The sequence below is a fragment of the Paenibacillus thailandensis genome, from assembly GCF_042685365.1.
In the GTDB taxonomy this organism is placed as follows: Bacteria; Bacillota; Bacilli; order Paenibacillales; family Paenibacillaceae; genus Paenibacillus_AP; species Paenibacillus_AP thailandensis.
The window spans coordinates 317,690-335,026 of record NZ_JBHUMY010000007.1 but is presented as its reverse complement, the minus strand read 5'-3'; the positions used below and the strand labels follow the sequence as shown (position 1 = coordinate 335,026).

At 48.0% G+C, this 17,337-nt stretch carries 15 protein-coding genes and 2 pseudogenes; 15 read left to right on the top strand and 2 right to left on the bottom strand.

Going from position 1 to position 17,337, the window contains the following annotated elements; all coding sequences use genetic code 11:
- The first annotated feature begins 26 nt into the window (after positions 1-26).
- From ACFSW5_RS09220 to ACFSW5_RS09180, 9 genes and pseudogenes are all read left to right on the top strand, one after another.
- Complete coding sequence (locus tag ACFSW5_RS09220; protein ID WP_379271741.1) at positions 27-1,034, top strand: CBASS cGAMP-activated phospholipase; 1,008 nt, start codon at positions 27-29, stop codon at positions 1,032-1,034.
- Complete coding sequence (locus ACFSW5_RS09215; RefSeq protein ID WP_379271737.1) at positions 1,018-1,998, top strand: CBASS cGAMP synthase; 981 nt, start codon at positions 1,018-1,020, stop codon at positions 1,996-1,998. Before ACFSW5_RS09220 ends, ACFSW5_RS09215 begins: the two co-directional genes overlap by 17 nt.
- Positions 1,982-3,766 carry a ThiF family adenylyltransferase gene (locus ACFSW5_RS09210; RefSeq protein ID WP_379271734.1) on the top strand — a complete coding sequence of 595 codons (1,785 nt, stop codon included), beginning with the start codon at positions 1,982-1,984 and terminating at the stop codon, positions 3,764-3,766. The genes ACFSW5_RS09215 and ACFSW5_RS09210 overlap by 17 nt, the downstream gene beginning before the upstream one ends.
- Positions 3,767-4,240: a Mov34/MPN/PAD-1 family protein gene (locus tag ACFSW5_RS09205; protein WP_379271731.1), complete on the top strand. Its 474-nt coding sequence runs from the start codon at positions 3,767-3,769 to the stop codon at positions 4,238-4,240.
- A 171-nt stretch (positions 4,241-4,411) separates the two neighbouring features.
- Positions 4,412-5,212, top strand: a pseudogene (locus tag ACFSW5_RS09200) (sucrose phosphorylase); the annotation flags it as partial.
- A gap of 246 nt (positions 5,213-5,458) precedes the next feature.
- On the top strand, positions 5,459-6,307 hold the full coding sequence (locus tag ACFSW5_RS09195) for a stalk domain-containing protein (RefSeq protein ID WP_379271728.1): 849 nt from the start codon (positions 5,459-5,461) through the stop codon (positions 6,305-6,307).
- Between the two features lie 2 nt (positions 6,308-6,309).
- The gene (locus tag ACFSW5_RS09190; protein ID WP_379271726.1) at positions 6,310-7,491 is read left to right on the top strand and encodes a sigma-70 family RNA polymerase sigma factor; all 1,182 of its coding nucleotides are present in this window, start codon (positions 6,310-6,312) and stop codon (positions 7,489-7,491) included.
- Between the two features lie 299 nt (positions 7,492-7,790).
- Positions 7,791-8,810 carry a helix-turn-helix domain-containing protein gene (locus tag ACFSW5_RS09185; protein ID WP_379271723.1) on the top strand — a complete coding sequence of 340 codons (1,020 nt, stop codon included), beginning with the start codon at positions 7,791-7,793 and terminating at the stop codon, positions 8,808-8,810.
- A 136-nt stretch (positions 8,811-8,946) separates the two neighbouring features.
- Positions 8,947-9,741, top strand: coding sequence for an SDR family NAD(P)-dependent oxidoreductase (locus ACFSW5_RS09180; RefSeq protein WP_379271719.1), 795 nt, complete (start codon positions 8,947-8,949; stop codon positions 9,739-9,741).
- Between the two features lie 49 nt (positions 9,742-9,790).
- Here the strand turns inward: ACFSW5_RS09180 and ACFSW5_RS09175 are convergent, their stop codons facing one another.
- Complete coding sequence (locus ACFSW5_RS09175; RefSeq protein ID WP_379271715.1) at positions 9,791-10,183, bottom strand: hypothetical protein; 393 nt, start codon at positions 10,181-10,183, stop codon at positions 9,791-9,793.
- A gap of 296 nt (positions 10,184-10,479) precedes the next feature.
- On the opposite strand from ACFSW5_RS09175, the pseudogene ACFSW5_RS09170 reads away from it, so the two are divergent.
- A pseudogene (locus tag ACFSW5_RS09170) lies at positions 10,480-11,394 on the top strand (ArsA family ATPase); the annotation flags it as partial.
- Positions 11,391-11,609, top strand: a complete 219-nt coding sequence (locus ACFSW5_RS09165; protein WP_379271712.1) for a hypothetical protein — start codon at positions 11,391-11,393, stop codon at positions 11,607-11,609. The pseudogene ACFSW5_RS09170 and the gene ACFSW5_RS09165, both read left to right, overlap by 4 nt.
- A 4-nt stretch (positions 11,610-11,613) precedes the next feature.
- Here ACFSW5_RS09165 and ACFSW5_RS09160 read toward each other — a convergent pair whose 3' ends face one another.
- Complete coding sequence (locus ACFSW5_RS09160; protein ID WP_379271709.1) at positions 11,614-12,825, bottom strand: chromate transporter; 1,212 nt, start codon at positions 12,823-12,825, stop codon at positions 11,614-11,616.
- A 228-nt stretch (positions 12,826-13,053) separates the two neighbouring features.
- On the opposite strand from ACFSW5_RS09160, the gene ACFSW5_RS09155 reads away from it, so the two are divergent.
- The 4 genes from ACFSW5_RS09155 to ACFSW5_RS09140 all read left to right on the top strand — a co-directional run bounded on the left by ACFSW5_RS09155 (position 13,054) and on the right by ACFSW5_RS09140 (position 17,328).
- Complete coding sequence (locus ACFSW5_RS09155) at positions 13,054-13,983, top strand: ArsR/SmtB family transcription factor (RefSeq protein WP_379271706.1); 930 nt, start codon at positions 13,054-13,056, stop codon at positions 13,981-13,983.
- A 200-nt stretch (positions 13,984-14,183) separates the two neighbouring features.
- A complete protein-coding gene (locus tag ACFSW5_RS09150; RefSeq protein ID WP_379271704.1) occupies positions 14,184-15,545 on the top strand; it encodes an ABC transporter substrate-binding protein in 1,362 nt (453 codons plus the stop codon).
- Positions 15,546-15,631: 86 nt separating this feature from the next.
- Positions 15,632-16,522, top strand: coding sequence for a carbohydrate ABC transporter permease (locus ACFSW5_RS09145; RefSeq protein WP_379271701.1), 891 nt, complete (start codon positions 15,632-15,634; stop codon positions 16,520-16,522).
- Positions 16,522-17,328 carry a carbohydrate ABC transporter permease gene (locus ACFSW5_RS09140; RefSeq protein ID WP_379271833.1) on the top strand — a complete coding sequence of 269 codons (807 nt, stop codon included), beginning with the start codon at positions 16,522-16,524 and terminating at the stop codon, positions 17,326-17,328. The genes ACFSW5_RS09145 and ACFSW5_RS09140 overlap by 1 nt, the downstream gene beginning before the upstream one ends.
- The last annotated feature ends 9 nt before the right edge of the window (positions 17,329-17,337 follow it).

Sequence of the window (17,337 nt, the reverse complement as noted above, 5' to 3'; positions counted from 1 at the left end):
ACGCCATTTTTTTGAGAGGTGAGAATGTGTCGGGATGTTATCGGATATTAGCTATAGACGGCGGAGGTATTAAAGGTCTTTATTCTGCTGTAATTCTAGAAGAGATTGAAAAAGTATACGGACCTGTGTACCAGAATTTCAATCTCATATGCGGCACATCAACTGGGGGAATTATTGCACTTGCATTGGCATCTGGCATGCCAGCGTCAGACATTGTGAGATTCTATAAAGAAAAAGGACCTTCTATATTTCCATATCAAAATCCATTCTATCGAAAGATTCATTATTTTAAACAAATATTGATCAAATCAAAGTATTCGAGCAATCAACTAAAATTGGCGCTCGAAGAAGTATTCCAGGATAAAAAAATAGAAGATTGCAAGACAACTGTATTAATTCCAACAGTTAATGTTACCACAGGGTCACCTTATGTATTTAAATCAGACCACCAACCAACTTTAACAAGGGATAGTAAACGTCTCTTATCCGAAGTCGCACTTGCAACTACTGCTGCTCCCACTTACTTTCCGATTGTAGAGCTGCAAACAAAAGAGGGTCCGCAACAATTTGTTGATGGTGGACTCTGGGCCAATAACCCATCTTTATTGGGGATGCAAGAATATTTTACATACTACCTTAACAAGGGGTTTGATTCCTACTGTCTATTATCAATTTCATCTTTAAATGAGCACGCGAGATTTCCAGAGCCGCATAAGGTGTGGAAATCGAAATCGTTCAGTAGTTGGGGGGATAAGTTAATTTCCACTATGATCGATACACAGAGTTTCGCTGTCGACAATCACATGAAATTTATAACAAAATACTTACCGGGTCACTATGTTCGAATAACTAGTACAGAATTATCGGATCAAGAAAAAAAGTATATTGAATTAGACCGTGCTTGTCCTACCGCAATCAGCATTATGCTTGATAAAGGTGTTCAAGCGAGTAAAAAATGGCTGTTTGAAGATTCGGTCAGAAAAATCTTTGAATATCATAATCAGGAGGACGAGAAGTATGTCAAATTGTCATGACTTGTTCATTAAATTTCATGATGATGAAATCTATCTTAAATCTGACAAAAAAGAAAGTTTACGAAAATCCAGGAATGCGTTGCGGGATAAAATTAAGAAGTATTTTTCTGAAGAATTAGATGTGAAAAAGCCCAAGTTTTATGGCCAGGGCTCATACATGATGAATACTACGGTAACTCCTATTGATGGTGAATATGATATTGATGACGGCATATATTTGGAACACTTAAAGGACTCCGATGAGGGCGATTGGCCTACCCCATCAACTGTTCATAGCTGGATTGTTAAGGCCACAAAAGGCCATACCAGTGAGGATCCTGTAGATAAAAATACGTGTGTCAGGGTTATATATAAAGCAAATTACCACGTCGATTTACCGATTTACATCAAAAAAGACGACCAAAGTCCAAAGCTCGCACACAAATCTAAAGGATGGATTACCAGTGACCCCAAGGCTTTAACCGATTGGTTTAAGGGTGAAGTTCAAATAAAAGGAGACCAATTAAAGAGACTGGTTCGGTATCTGAAAGCATGGAAGGATTATAAGGAGAGCGATACCAAGTTTCCAAGTGGAATGATCCTGACAATACTTGCAGCCAATCATTTTGTAAGCGATTATCCGGATGAAGACGATGCAGCATTGGTAGCAACAGCAAAGGAAATTCATAACACGCTTTCTGAATCGTTTTCTTTAGTTAGACCAGTAGTACCTGGCGAGGAACTCTTTGATAACTGGTCAGAAACGAGAAGATCAAATTTCCTGAACAAGCTTGAAGATCTTATCAAAAAAGGTGGGGAAGCTTTAGAAAATCAGGATAAAACCGAGGCTTCAAAGAAGTGGAGAAAAATTTTCGGTTCACGATTCCCTGAATATCAACCACCCGAAGATGAGAATAAAGGGAGTAATTCTGCCATTCAAACCACTTCGGCTGCAGTTTTAGGTAACCATGGAAGATCTGCGTAAACTTGAGGAATATTATGATGGAGTGTTACAGCAAATAACACTCCATCTTATAAATTCATACGGCGCTGTAGAAGAAACCGACAAGGAATTTAATGATCGAAATTATCCTAAAGCATTTAGGATTAAATTGAATGAAGAAAGTATAGAAATAATAATCGCGATCCCATATAATTATCCAGACTCTTTTCCGAAAGTAGTTATTCCCGAACCGTATTTCTCAGAGCTTTACCCAATTCCGCATTTAGATGCGGAACAAGTCCTATGCACATTTGATTCCGATCAAGCTCATCCAAATGCGGTTGACCCAATAGGTGTGATAAAAGAAATTATTCAAAAGGCTCATCAACTCATCTACACCGGGAAGAACAAACTAAATATTACGGAATACATGGATGAATTCGAAAGTTATTGGGGACAGGAATCGACTAATCAATATTTGTCACTTATTAAATTGACTGATGACCCCAAAATCATTGAAGCCATAAGCTTCCACCATCCTTCTTGGGGTAATCAACTATTGTTCGGCGATTCAAGAGTCGATGGGCAAAGATGGATACTGCAAGTTGGCGGGAAAATATATGATAAGCGGAAAAAGGCTCTCTACCTTCCATTACAATCTATTGGAATTCCACCATTTCCAAGGAACAACCGCGAACTATTGCAGAGACTCAGAAGCTTTTCTCGTGATTCGCTAAAGACACTCTTGGAATTCTTGGATAGAGATAAAAGGCCTAGTACAATTGTTTTTTCCATCCCTTATGGTAACAGCAAAGTTATTGGAGTATGGGAACATGGGGAGAATATTTTAATTTCTACCTCAGCATTTAAAGGCAAGAAGAAAAAGAAGACAGGATTGAAGGGGTTCAGGCCTGGCAGTAAAAATGCACTACTTGAACTGACGAGGGATTTCGGAGATCTTAAGTTATTGAAGCATACGATTAAAAGAGTTGATAAAGATTATTTATTTATTCGTGGCGGAGACGGAAATGTCGAGAGTGGGTTAAGAGTTGGAATAGTCGGATGTGGGTCAGTTGGAAGTCATATTGCACGTTCTTTAGCGGATATTGGTGTTGAAGAGTTTCTTTTTGTTGATAAGGATATATTAACTTTTGACAATATAGCTCGACATGTTTGCGGAGCAAGTGATGTTGGAAAGAAAAAAGTTGACGCACTACAAAAAATGATTACGTCACATTTTCCAAATTGTGAAGTCGCTTGCTACCCGGAAGATATATTAAAATTGCTTGTCAGTTATGAATCCATACTGAACAATTGTGATTTTTCAGTTGTCGCGGTAGGACATCTCCCCACAGAGTTTCGCATTAATAAACTAATTCAAGAGCGAATAATTGAAAAGCCTATATTATTCGTTTGGGTTGAACCTTATCTGGCGGGGGCGCATGCAGTTTGGATCGACCCAATTAAAAATGGCTGTTTTCAATGTTTGTTTGATGAACAACACCGTTTCATTCAAAGCGTACTCTCTAATCCGGGTGAATTCACAAAAAGAGAAGCTGGTTGCCAAAGCACATTCGTTCCGTATGGCGCACTAGAATTAAAAAGATTCATTAACGATTTAATGCTTTTTCTTCGAGATGCTTTGTCTGGTAAAGTGCAGGAGAATACTATATTCACCTGGCTAGGTAACTTAAAGGAACAAAGACTAAACAAGAGAAAAATTTCTTCAATGTGGGTTGCGGCGGATAGCTATTCCGTTCGCATTCGTACAATCAGGGAACGAACAAATTGCAAAGGTTGCTCGAACTAAATGGAATATATATTTGGAGATAAATTGGTAAAGTTTACGGATGAGGTTGTTGAAATACTCAATTCGTATAGACAAGTCAAGAAAAAGCAACACGAAGCAGGCGGTATCCTTCTGGGCCGAATATTTGACGATCAAATTATTATACAACAAATTACGACTCCGGGTCCTGGTGATAAATCAGGACGGTATTTTTTTGAACGGAATGTAAAAAGAGCCCAGTGGTTCGTAGATTTAGCGTGGAGATCTTCTAATGGAGAGGTAATATACTTAGGCGAATGGCATACCCACCCTGAGCCTGTACCTAGACCATCTTCAGTTGATCAAAAATTAATAACTAACATGCTACGTGATTCTAAGATGAGCATAGATTTCCTCTTTTTGGTAATAGTAGGGACAGAAGAAAAGTATGTTGCTGTGCAATTTGTTGGAAGTGATACTTCGCTAAAACAACTAGAACAACGCATTTCAGTCTAATACTTTTTTTTCACGCAAATTTTATAATAAATGATGGTTCCTTATTTCAGTCTAAAACTTATTTTTCAAAAGCTGACGATTTTCCAACTCAAAAACCTGCGCCAGATCAACAACTCCAGTCTAAAACATTATTTTCATCGAACAGTTTTCGCAAAAGGAATTTTGGCAAGCGACTGGATCGGCTTCGCGAAGTCGCTTGATATCGAATTGCTGCCGGAAGTCCATTCCCATTACACCATTCAATACAAGCTGGCGGAGCGTGGATACTGGATCTACGATTTTATTCTGCCGTATACCGTTCTTGATGCCTTGGTCAACCGGTCGAGCCATACCCTGCGCCATTACCTCATGACGCGGCCGCCAAAGCAGTTTACGATGTTGGACTGCCACGACGGAGTTCCCGTAAAGCCGGACTTGGACGACTTGATCGATACGAAGAAAGCAAGGGAACTGGTGAAGGTATGCGTAGACCGCGGAGCGAATTTAAGCCTGATTTTATCGGATGAGCACAAAGCGCCGGACGGTTTCGACGTTCACCAAATCAGAGGTTCGTATTATTCGCTGCTGGATTGCGACGATGACGCCTACATGGCGGCCAGGGCGATTCAATTTTTCGCGCCGGGCGTGCCTCAAGTTTACTATGTCGGACTATTGGCCGGAGAGAACGACGTAGAAAGCGTGGAAAAAACGGGGGAGGGGCGGGAAATCAATCGTCATAACTACTCTCAGCAAGAAATCGAACAATCCCTGGAGAAAGAGGTTGTCCAACGGCTGCTTAGGCTCATTCGTTTTCGGAACGAGTATGACGCTTTTAACGGAGACTTTAAAGTACTGGACTCATCGAACGATGAGGTGCGTTTGCAATGGATCAAGGGCGAAAAGCAGTGCCAGTTGATCGTGGATTTGAACACGTATCGTTCGATGATTCATTACGTTGACGAAACGGGAGTTCTCGTTTCTTATTCCGTTTAGAAACGGCCAATTGAATGGAACTCCCGAAATCGAAAAGGGTCGCCTGTCCAGCGGCCAACCCGATCGGTGGCAGCTTCCACCTTGTGCTTGTCCAACGGTTTGGTAGGAGCAATATACGAATGCCCAGTTAGGTACACTACTTCATCCAGGGTTGTCGGACGACAAATATGTCCGCAACTTTTTTAAGATTTAAACGTTACGATTGTAGTGTTTAAAACTACAAATAATGGGTGAGTTGCTGTGAAAATGAAGCGTTTGAAACAAGTAGTTGCCGTTATATTTATGATGTCAGTGCTTTTGCCGCTGGGAGCTAAAAAATCAGAAGCTGCGTCCAAGTACGTCGATCTGGAAATTCAATGGGAAGACGGCCGTATCGCTCATATTGAGACGCTACTTAAGGACGGAGTGACTTACGGAAGTTTTTTCTCACTGGGCAGTGGGGCAGGTCTGCTTTGGGAGATGGAAGATGACAATACGGCGATTCTGAGGAGTAACGAGAAGCGTATTGTTGTACACATGGGAAGCACAATTGCCGAAGTAGATGGTCAAGAAGTGGACATGGGCAAAGAACCTGTGTGGTATATTAGTCACCTTTACGTGCCGATTAGATTCCTTGCAGCTGCTTTGGACGGGGAAGTGGTCAATCGGGACACGAAGACGGGTAAGGTAACCGTGACTGGACTTAACAATTATACCGATACTTTTTATGGCAGCACGATGGGATACAGCTATATAATTCACGCAGCAAAAGGGGATCTTGAGATTACGAATGCTTATACCGGACAAAAGAGTACGATTCCGTTAGGCATAAAGAACATGAATGTGAATACTCAAGATCTCAACTTAAACTTCAAGTGGACTCCCAAGAATCTACTTATTGTAATCATTGAATACTCTAATCGAAAGACTGGAGTCAATGATCTGTATACGTTGGTATTCAAAAATCAAGGGCTCATTCGCAAGTCCGTTGCTCACGCGTTAATGGAGCAGCATGAAATCTTGAAGTCAGATGGCACCATCCAACTCATAGATGATAAAAATATACGTATTATTGATGATGGAAGCGGCAATGTGCTTGAAGTGATTCCTCGGTAAATATGAATCTGATGTCGCGCGATAAGTACATAAAAACCTTAAACCTGTCAGAAGTCAAAAACATTGTCCCATTCAAAGCCGCATCTAATGCGGCTTTATTGTTTTATGGGGTCAAGTTCTTGTTATTGGGTAATGTCAAGGATTTGAATCGAGAAGCGGGGATAGAAGGGTTATCATGGAAGATCACGAATACTTTAAGTGACTTCACCGTCATAAGGAGGCCCAATATGAACGAGACAGCACTGGATCTGCAGCTGCTGGAGAATTTAAAGCCGGAGTTAACGTCGTTCTGTTACAGAATGCTCGGATCCATCGACGACGCAGACGATGCCGTTCAGGAAACCTGCATCCGTGTCTGGCAAAGCTGGAGCTCATTCAGGCAGGAGTCGTCGTACAAAACGTGGATCTACCGTATCGCGTCAAACATATGCCTGGACAAGCTGAGGAAAGCCAAACGACGCACGCTTCCCGTAGACCTGTCCGATCCGGCTGCCTCCATTATCGAACCCCGCGAAACGTTGCCGGATTCCTCATGGATATGGCTTGCGCCTGATTTTGGGGAGAATCCTGAAGATATTCTCATTCGCAAAGATACTCTGCAGCTCTGCTTCATCGCACTTTTGCAAACCTTGCCTGCTCGCCAACGGGCGGTTCTTATTTTGAAAGATGTATTCGAATGGTCCTCCAAGGAGGTCGCAGAAGCTCTAGGAATGTCGCCGGCATCCGTGAACAGCGCCTTGCAAAGAGCCAGAGAGACGATGAAGCGAACGAATCTCCGTTCCGAGGAGCTCAGCAGGATGGATGCAGAGCCTGATCGCGAGCTGCTATTGCGGTATGTGGACGCCTTTGAACAATTTGACATCGATGCGCTGGTCGCGTTATTCCATGAGGAAGGCTGCATGTCCATGCCGCCTTTCGCCATGTGGGTGCGCGGCAAGGACGATTTGTTCAAGTTTTTTTCGCTTACACGCCGGCATTGCGAGGGATCCCGCTTTTTGCCGGTAACGGTGAACGGCGGTTATCCTGCTTATGCGCAGTATATGCCGGGCGATGAACAATCCGTCCTGGTTCCTTGGGGGATTCACGTCATTGAAATCAAAGACGGAAAAATACTCCACGTCCAAAATTTTATTAACGCAAAATTATTTGCCCGCTTGGGACTGCCGGATCAAATACGCCGATGATTTTCGAATGCGGATTACGACTCCGGATCATATTGCAAAGTGGAATCAAGCTTCGGAGGATTGAAATCTTTGACGCCGAAAGCACCAACCCCTTTGAATCAGAGAAAGCGGGCTGGCAAGCGATTATGGACAATTTCAAAAGGTACGCGGAAGATTCCAAGAATAACGCTGGCGCCCAATAGGGCGCCTTTGTTTATTTGTTCCGCTGTTATGAACATCCATAACTGTTTTGCTATCATAACGAACTTATCCTAAAATCAATATAAGCCAAATAGAAGCAGCTAGAGGAGTCCATACGTATGAAATCGCATGCTTCCGACCGTATTAAAATGCCGCCGGGATTCTGGGAGGGATTGCGTCAATTAGGCATTGCCGCCCACGACGTCGCTCGCAAAGCGCGGCTGCCGCTCGCCATTATTTCCGAACCGGTCGTGACCACCGGCGACTATTTTGCGATCTGGCAGGCTTATTCCGATCTCGTCGGCGACATTGCCGAAGGAATCGTCAAGCTTGCGACCGTCTTTGAAACCGCGAAGTTCCCGCCGACCGTCTTGGCGACCTACCATGCTCCCGACTACCGCGACGCTCTAAATCGAATGGTCCGGTACAAACAACTGTGCCCCCCTGAAAGCTTACGTATGACCGAGGAGGGCGACGACTGCACCATCGAACTGGAATGGCGCTCTGCCGAGCGATCCGGTCCGCCGTTGCTGGTTGGCATCACATTGGCATTTCTTCTGGAGCTTGGGCGCCGGGGAACGGGGCAGCCCTTGAAGGCGCGTCTCGTCGAATTTACGCATCCTATGGGCGATGTGCAGGCGCTTGAAGCTTACTTCGGCTGCCGTATCCGGATTGGGGCACAAGGTAACCGGTTGACGCTGGATCGAAAAGATCTGGACCGCCCCTTTGTCTCGTACAATGAAGAGCTGCTGGAGATTCTGACTCCCGTACTGGATCGATCGCTCAATGAACGGCAGCGCGGCCGCTCCGTTTCAGATACGGTCAAATGGATTATGAAACGCAGTCTCACAGGGGGACGCCTCGACGTTCAAGCTGTCGCGATGAAGCTTGGAATGAGCGATCGTACTTTGCAGCGCCGGCTTGCGGACGAAAACACGAGCTTCAAGCAGCTGTTGACACAAGCCAGACATGAGCAGGCACGGCACTATTTGGCAGACCCCTCGCTTGAAATTAAAGAAGTGGCTTACTTGCTGGGCTATGAAGACCAGAACTCGTTCTATCGCGCCTTCCGTCTTTGGGAGGGCGATACTCCTTCCAATTGGCGTACGGCACATTCGGGCACATCGATATCGGAATGAAGCTGGTATTTGCTTTAGGGAGTTTATTTTTGGCGTGATAAACAAGAACTTTGGCGCAATAGGCTAGTTACCGGGCAATCCAGACAAGATAATATAATCCCTATCCGGAACGTATAAAGGAGACATGCATTCGATTATGGATATGGGATTAATCAATAAAACGGCTTTAGTGACAGGATCGACGAAAGGGATCGGAAAGGCTATTGCCATTGAGCTTGCCAAAGAAGGCGTAAATGTACTCATTAACGGACGGAATAATGAAGAGGTAGAACGAACCGTAAACGAATTGAAGTCGGCTTTCCCGGCTACCTCTCCCCAAAACGCTGCAGCGGATATTGTGGATATTGGGCAAAGAGAAGCTTTATTTGAACAATACCCGAATATTGATATTCTAGTTAACAACATGGGGATATATGAGATTATGCAATATGAGGATGTTGACGATGCAGTATGGGAGAAATATTTCCGTACTAATGTTCTTGCCGCAAACGGGTTATGCAAATTTTATTTGCCTAAAATGCTGAAAAACAATGATGGCCGCATGATCTTTATTGCGAGCGAAGAAGCCGTTATGCCTTCGGGACAAATGCCCCAGTATTGTATGACCAAGTCCATGCTGTTATCGTTGGCGAAAAGCTTATCGAAATTAACAAGAGGAACGGAAGTGACTGTCAATACGATCATGCCGGGACCGACGCTTTCCGAAAACGTGCATCAAATCATTGACGGGATGTACAACGATGAAAATCTGACTTTTTCGGAAAAAGAGAAGAAGTTTATGGCGACAATGCTGCCTCAATCGGAGATACAGCGTTTCATCAGGCCTGTTGAAATAGGCAGACTGGCTGCCTTCTTGTGCAGTCCGTATGCATCCGCCTTTAAAGGCTCTCCCATCCGTATGGATGGAGGAATGGTACCGACTATTTTTTAACCTCTATTTGGTCCCTCTGGGGACCTCTTTCTTTTTTCTTTACGGTTAATTATGAAGCTCCGGGGATGAGTCCCAAGACGATCAGAATGCACGCAATGGCCATCAAGATCCAACCGGGATGAAGCCGGCGCATGATCCAAAGCGTGATGACCGCCCCATACATGAAAGAGCCGCCGGCAAGCAGGCCGATCGCCAGCCTTACATCCTGCTCGAACCAGATTGCAGCGGCGATCAAGGCGAGTCCGCTAAGTAACCAGTTGAACGTAGTGAAATGCAGAAGCCACGACACGAGCTTTCGCATCGGGGCGGACATCCGCCCATTCGAAGCGAAAGCCGCTTCGATCGGCCTGATCATCAGCCGCTGCATCAGAATGCCGTGAATCACCGCCGTGCCGCCGCCGATGGCCCCGGCTGCCGTCAACGCAATCCCATTCCAGTCCATAATCGGACACCTCCAATGAATGCAAAGGATCGTCAGACCGTTCATGTTTCTTTTAATACGATTTCGTAGTAATTGCACGGGTTCAATGTAACATTGAGTACGGAGCGGTGTCAATGATGAATTTTGCCCCCAGTCTTAACGCCCGACATCATGTGATATCCAAGGCTGCGATGCCAAGATGCACAATCGTTCATGACTTAACCGATAAGGTATTGAAATTATTACGAAGTCGTATTAAAATGTTCGCAAACCTATTATTACGAAATCGTACTTAAAGGAGTGACCGGTTATCCAATGTCGCGACGGAAGAAACGCTCGTATTTCCGGGGATGGAGGAGCTGTTCAGCTTGCTGAAAATCAAGGAACATGCGGAAAGCGGACAATATGACGCATTGGTGGTCGATTGCGCCCCGACCGGTGAAACGCTGCGGCTGCTCAGTTATCCGAACGTACTGAATTGATGGCTGGAGAAAATATTCCCGACCGAACGCAGGCTGATCAAGCTCGTACGGCCGGTCGCCAAGCTCGTGAACGATATAGAGCTTCCTTCGAACGACGTGCTGGACAGCATCGAACGATTTGCACGCGGCTTGGAGGAAATGCAGCGGATCGTTCTGGATCCGGAAATTACGTCGGTACGGATTGTGCTGAATCCCGAGAAGATGGTGCTTGCCGAAGCGAAACGCTCGTTTACGTATTTGAATTTGTTCGGGTTCAACACGGATGCGGTCATCGTTAACCGGGTGCTGCCGGATGAGGCCGGCGAAGGATTTTTCGCCTATTGGCGGGACATTCAGAAGAAATACGAAGAAGAAATCGTATCGAACTTCCAGCCGATTCCGATTCTGAAAGCACCTATGATGCAGAAGGAAATAATCGGACTCCCCATACTTCAAGAATTGGCGGATATCGTCTTTATAGACCGGGATCCTTCCGCAATGTTGTACAGCGGCCGAACGGGGGCGATCCGCGAGGAGAAAGGCGACATGCTGCTGGAGTTAATCATTCCGTTTGCCGATAAGAACGATCTCAACTTAACGCAGACAGGCGACGAATTGACGGTAGATGCCGGCGCCTATAAACGCAAGGTTATTTTGCCTAGATCGTTGACGGGCCGCGAAGTTGTAGGCGCGAGGTATGCGAAGGACCGGCTTGTCATCCGTTTCGGCAAACGGGAAACGACTATACAAGGAAAGGCTGGAGATCAATGAGCGCCGGGTTTGGAAAGGAACGAGTGACGGGACATCTGATTCGATTGGAGCGTTTATTAGAAAATCTGGAGCGGCATCAACCCGAGCGGCATTTCAGAAACGCTGCCAAGGAGTGTCTGCTCGCTTCGCGAGCGGTGATCGACAGCGTGATCGGTACGCTGGAGGAGGAAAAGGACGCCCCTGCTGCTCGCAGAATCGATATTTCGAAAGAGTAGCGTTTTAAAACATCCCAATAACCATCCCGCCCGCCGCACCGGCCAGGACAACGACCCATGGCGGCAGTTTCCAGAAGACCAGCATGCCGAACAAGATGGCCGCCAGTACAAAATCGGCCGGCGCCAATATCGCGGCAGTCCACAGCGGGTCATAGAGCGCGGCAAGCAGGATGCCCACAACCGCCGCATTGATGCCGATCAACGCGCCCTGTACTTTCGGGCTTCTCCGCAAGGAATTCCAGAACGGCAGAGCTCCGAGGATTAACAGGAACGCCGGCAGAAAAATAGCCGCGGTCGCGATTAACGCGCCGGAAATGCCGTTCGCCACGGCCCCCAAGTAGGCGGCGAAGGTGAATAAAGGCCCGGGCACGGCTTGAGCGGCGCCGTAGCCGGCGAGGAACTCCTCGCTGCCGACCCATCCGGTCGGCACGACTTCCCTTTCGAGCAAAGGGAGCACGACATGTCCTCCTCCAAAGACAAGAGAGCCCGCACGGTAAAAGCTGTCGAATAACGGCAGCCAGCCGCCGGCGACAAACGGCCGAACAAGAGGAAGCGCGATCAATAATCCGAAAAACAACACGAGACAAGCGACGGCAACACTGCGGCTCACCGGCACCGGCAGGTCGGGCGCTTCCGGAACGGCCGTTTTGCGATACATCCATAGCCCGACGCATCCCGACAAGATGATCAGCAGCACTTGGCTGAACGCCGTCTGCCATAACAGCGAGACGGATGCCGCCATAATGGCGACGGTCGCCCGGTTCCGGTCGGGCGCCAGTTTTTGTCCCATGCCAAGGATGGCATGAGCGACAATCGCTACGGCCACGATTTTAAGTCCGTGTATCCATCCCGCCCCGGCAATGTCAAAGCCTTGTATCAGGGAGGCAAACAGAATCAAAGCTGCAACCGAAGGCAGAGTGAAGCCCAGCCAAGCGACCAGGCCGCCCAGCAATCCGGCGCGGATGACGCCGATTCCGATGCCGACCTGGCTGCTGGCCGGTCCGGGAAGGAACTGGCATAGCGCCACCAGATCGGCGTAGCTGCGCTCGTCCATCCATTTCCGGCGGCGTATGTATTCGTCGTGAAAATAGCCGAGATGGGCGACCGGTCCGCCGAACGAAGTCAGTCCCAGCTTGGTCGATACCCCTAACACTTCCAATAGCTGCTGCAGTTTGCCTTTTGGCCGACGACCCGCAGCCGCTTGATTCGCTTCCATCGTTAATGAACACTCCTTATCCAAATAACCGGCATATAGTCCATTATGATAGGGGTGAACCGCTTCCTCAATGGGTGAATTGTTAATTTGATATGAAGTTTTGGAAGCGATGTTTATTACCTATATTATAGATTATTACAAAAATATTGATTTAATGAAAATAAAGAAGTAGTATCATTGTAAGAAAGCGGATCAGAATAGCAAATCTATCGGAAAGTGGCGAGGAACGTGCTGGAATTGAGCTTTGACGAGCCCGAGAAGTTAGTGACAGTGGCGCATGCGTTATCTACCCGCTCCAGAGTCGATATTCTCCGGTTGTTGATCGATCGGAATTTGAATGTGGTGGAAATTTCGGAGGCTCTGAATTTGCCGGTTTCAACGGTGGCGAACAACGTAAAGATATTGGAGGCGGCCAAGCTGATCAATACGGAGCTTGTTCCCGCTTCCCGCGGAGCGATGAAGGTATGCAGCCGGAACTATGACGATATTCATATCGCCTTCAACTCCAAAAAAGCGGGACCGAAAGGAGCGCTCCACGTCTACGAAGTGGAGATGCCCATCGGACATTACAGCGACTGCGAGGTTCATCCGACTTGCGGCATGGCCAATGCCGACGGGATGATCATACGGGAGGACGAACCGGCCAGCTTCTATCACCCGAAGCGCATCGGAGCCCAGATCATCTGGTTCCGCAAAGGGTATTTGGAATATTTGCTGCCGCTCGAGCTTCCGCCCGGGGCGCGGATCGAATCGCTGGAGCTGTCGCTTGAGATGTGCTCCGAAGCGCCGAATTCCGACCCTAACTGGCCGTCGGACATCTCCGTCTGGATCAACGGCGTGGAAATCGGCACGTGGACTTGTCCCGGGGATTTCGGGGATCGGCGGGGCAAGCTGAATCCGTCCTGGTGGAGCGACTGGTCGACGCAATACGGTTTACTGAAGACATGGAGAATCGACAAGCAGCGAACGACGCTGGATATGGAGAAAATATCGGACGTCACCTTAAACGATCTGATGCTGATGCAGCGACCCAATGTACGGCTCCGAGTCGGCGTGAAGCCCGATGCCGTGTATCAGGGCGGGGTCAATCTGTTCGGCCGCCAGTTCGGCGATTACGAGCAGGAGATTATGATGAAAGTCCATTATATGCTGGACTAAACGGGGAAAAGGGCCTTTGATTACAAAGACATTGTATCAAAGGTCCTTCTCTTTTGTTTAATTACAAAAATATGATATGAAAGCGTTGACAATCGCTTCAGGTAGAACGTATACTATGGCCATAGATACAAGAATATTGTAATAAAACAAATTACATGTTTTTGTATCCTGCCTATTTTTATTTAAAGGGGGAGGAAGTTGTGCATAAAGGAAGGATCGGTTTAGTTGTTTTGTCGTTGCTGCTTTCCGTCTCGATGATGCTGAGCGCTTGCGGAAGCAGCGCGAATACCGGCGCCAACGACGCCGGCAATAGCGGCGGCAATAACGCATCGCCAGGCTCGGAGGACCAAGCTTCCGGGAATACGGCGGACAGCGGCGGGGAGAAGGTGAACCTGAGCTTCTGGACCTTGTTTGACGGGGGCGACGGCAACAACATGCAGGCGCTTATCGATGAATTCAACAAAACCCACCCGGACATTCAAGTGAAAAACACGAAGCTGGTCTGGGGCGAATATTACACCAAATTAATTACCGCAGTCGGAAGCGGGAGCGGTCCGGATATCGGCATTTCCCATACGTCCCGTTTGCCCGACCTCATCGACCAAGGCGTCGTAACCGAGCTTGACGATGCCGCCGAAGCGGCGGGCGTGGACTGGAGCTCGTATAACCAGAACCTGTTGAATGCAACCGTCGTGGACGACAAGCATTATGCGGTGCCGATCGATACTCATCCGTTCATCATGTTCTACAACAAAAAGCTGCTTAGGGATGCCGGATTGCTGGGAGAGGACGGCAAGCCGGTACTTGAACAGTCCGCCGACGGCTTCGTGCAATTCCTCGCTGCGCTGAAAGAGAAGCTTCCGGCCAAAGTCACCCCTTTCGCCTTATCCAACTCCAACGACGATCCTTACCGGTTATGGTGGGCGCTGTATTCTCAATTAGGCGGCAACGACATCATCTCCGACGATCTGCAAACCGCGGCTATCGACAAAGAAAAAGGCGCTCAAGCGGCGGATTATATCCAGAAGCTGTACACGAACGGGTACATCAAGAAAAACGACCCCGACTTCTACAAAAACTTCCAGAGCGGGACGGCGGCGATTATGATGACCGGGGTGTGGGCGACGGGAACTTGGGAATCGACCAAAGGGCTTGAATTCGGCGCGATGCCGATTCCGAAATTTTACGGTCAGGAAGCGACATGGGGCGACTCCCATACGATCATCCTGCCCGTCACGAAAAACGAAGATCCCGCAAAGCGCAAAGCGGCGATGATTTTCGCGGATTGGATTGCGGAGAACGGCCAAGTATGGGCGAAGGCGGGGCATATTCCATCGAAGCCTTCCGTGCTGGAGAAGCAAGAGTTCAAGGATCTCCCGTACCGCAGCGATTATGCCGCAGTCGCAAGCACGGTCAAGTTCAACAAGCCTTCCACGAAGAACTGGCAAATCCGCGACAACGCTTCCTTCAAGCTGCTGAATGAAGTATGGGCGAACAAGATGACGCCGGCGGAAGCGATGGATCGATTGGAGGCTGCGGTCCAGAAGGTTCTGGACGAATAAGCCTTTCGAATAAACGGCTCCCGCAAGCCTGCGGCCACGGTCTGCAGGCTTGCGAGCCGATTAGGGAAAGACGGGGTGAAGCGCAGATGAAAATGAAGTCGCTGAGAGCGGATGTGCAGGCGCTTTTATTTTTGCTTCCGTTTTTGGCCGTATACGCTTTGTTCACCATATGGCCCATGATCAAAGGGATCGAGATGTCGTTCTACAAGTGGACCCTCATCAAGAAGATGGATTTTGTCGGCTGGGATAATTACCGGGAGGTTCTGAAGGACAACGAGGTGTGGGAAGCCGTCTGGCATTCGACGATATTCGTTCTGCTGACGACTCCGTCCATGATCGTGCTCGCCATCGCGCTGGCCTTGATCGCGAACCGGAAGTCGCGCCTGCAAAAGCTGTACCGCAGCGTCTTCTTTATTCCCAGCGTACTGTCCGTCGCGGTGGCATCCTATCTCGGGTTGTTCGTTTTCCAGCCTTATACGGGGCTCGTCAACTCGGTTCTCCACTTAATCGGCCTGCTTCCCGGAGATCGGGAGATCTTCTGGCTGACCGAAACGGGCCTGGCTTGGATTGCGGTAACCCTCATTACGTTATGGTGGACCGTCGGCTTTAATTTTATATTGTACCTTTCGGCCCTGCAGGAAATTCCGGACGAAATCTACGAAGCCGCCCGACTGGACGGCGCGAACGACCGGCAAGTATTCTGGAACATTACGCTGCCGAGTTTGGCTCCGCTTACGAAGACGATCGCCATGCTGCAGATCATCGCCTCCTACAAGGTGTTCATGCAGATTTACATCATTACCGGGGGCGGGCCGCTCGATCAGACCCGGCCGATCATCCAGCTGATCTACCAAACGGGCTTCAAAGAGAACGATCTCGGCTATTCCGCGACGATGTCCTATGTGCTGTTCATCATTCTGCTCGCGCTGTCCGCCCTGCAGTATTGGCTCAATAACCGGAAGGGGGCGCAAGCGTGATGAAATGGGTTTACCGCATTGTTTCCGGATTCGCGGCGCTTGTTTTCGCCGCGCCGATCGTTTGGATGCTGGTCGTCTCCATTAAAGAAGAAGGCATGAAAATCGTCACCGTATTGGACTGGTTTAAGCCTCCGTATTCGCTCGCGGTCTACGAGCAGATTCTGCTCGATACGAAATTGACCCAATGGATGGCCAACAGCTTTCTCGTCGCCGTGTTCGTGACGGTTCTGACGGTTGCCGTAGCCGCCATGGCCGGCTTCGCCATGTCGAAGGTGCCGTACCGTTATCGTTCCTTGATGTTCTTCGTTGTGCTGGCGGGGTTGTTGATTCCCGGCGAAGCTACCATTATCCCGCTTTACCAAGTGGCGAAGGATATGGATCTGCTGAACTCTTACCAAGGCTTGATCATTCCTTCGCTCGCTTCTCCGGTGGCGGTCATCGTTCTGAAGAGCTTCTTCGACGGGGTGCCGAACGATCTGATCGAAAGCGTGCAGATGGACGGAGGGGGAACCTGGCGGATTTTTATGAACATTATGCTGCCTTTAACCAGGCCGGCTCTCGCATCCATGGCCATCCTCACCTTCATCGGCTCGTGGAACAACTTTCTGTGGCCGTTCCTGTCGATCACCGACGATAATATGTTCACGCTTCCGATGGGCATCCCGACATTAATGAGCCAATATTCCGAGGATTACGTGAAACCGATGGTCGTCAACGCGATTGCCTCCATTCCGATCGTCGCTCTTTTCGTTATTTTTGAAAGGCAAATCGTCAAAGGGATCAGCTTGTCGGGGATAAAAGGATAAGCTCCGCCT

Excerpts from the sequence above, each read along its gene's own strand:
- ACFSW5_RS09210 (WP_379271734.1), top strand. The coding sequence starts at position 1,982 with ATGGAAGATCTGCGTAAACTTGAGGAATATTATGATGGAGTGTTACAG.
- ACFSW5_RS09185 (WP_379271723.1), top strand. The coding sequence starts at position 7,791 with ATGAAATCGCATGCTTCCGACCGTATTAAAATGCCGCCGGGATTCTGG.
- ACFSW5_RS09195 (WP_379271728.1), top strand. The coding sequence starts at position 5,459 with ATGAAGCGTTTGAAACAAGTAGTTGCCGTTATATTTATGATGTCAGTG.
- ACFSW5_RS09160 (WP_379271709.1), bottom strand. The coding sequence starts at position 12,825 with ATGGAAGCGAATCAAGCGGCTGCGGGTCGTCGGCCAAAAGGCAAACTG.
- ACFSW5_RS09215 (WP_379271737.1), top strand. The coding sequence starts at position 1,018 with ATGTCAAATTGTCATGACTTGTTCATTAAATTTCATGATGATGAAATC.
- ACFSW5_RS09165 (WP_379271712.1), top strand. The coding sequence starts at position 11,391 with ATGAGCGCCGGGTTTGGAAAGGAACGAGTGACGGGACATCTGATTCGA.
- ACFSW5_RS09175 (WP_379271715.1), bottom strand. The coding sequence starts at position 10,183 with ATGGACTGGAATGGGATTGCGTTGACGGCAGCCGGGGCCATCGGCGGC.
- ACFSW5_RS09140 (WP_379271833.1), top strand. The coding sequence starts at position 16,522 with ATGAAATGGGTTTACCGCATTGTTTCCGGATTCGCGGCGCTTGTTTTC.
- ACFSW5_RS09145 (WP_379271701.1), top strand. The coding sequence starts at position 15,632 with ATGAAAATGAAGTCGCTGAGAGCGGATGTGCAGGCGCTTTTATTTTTG.
- ACFSW5_RS09180 (WP_379271719.1), top strand. The coding sequence starts at position 8,947 with ATGGATATGGGATTAATCAATAAAACGGCTTTAGTGACAGGATCGACG.
- ACFSW5_RS09205 (WP_379271731.1), top strand. The coding sequence starts at position 3,767 with ATGGAATATATATTTGGAGATAAATTGGTAAAGTTTACGGATGAGGTT.
- ACFSW5_RS09190 (WP_379271726.1), top strand. The coding sequence starts at position 6,310 with ATGAATCTGATGTCGCGCGATAAGTACATAAAAACCTTAAACCTGTCA.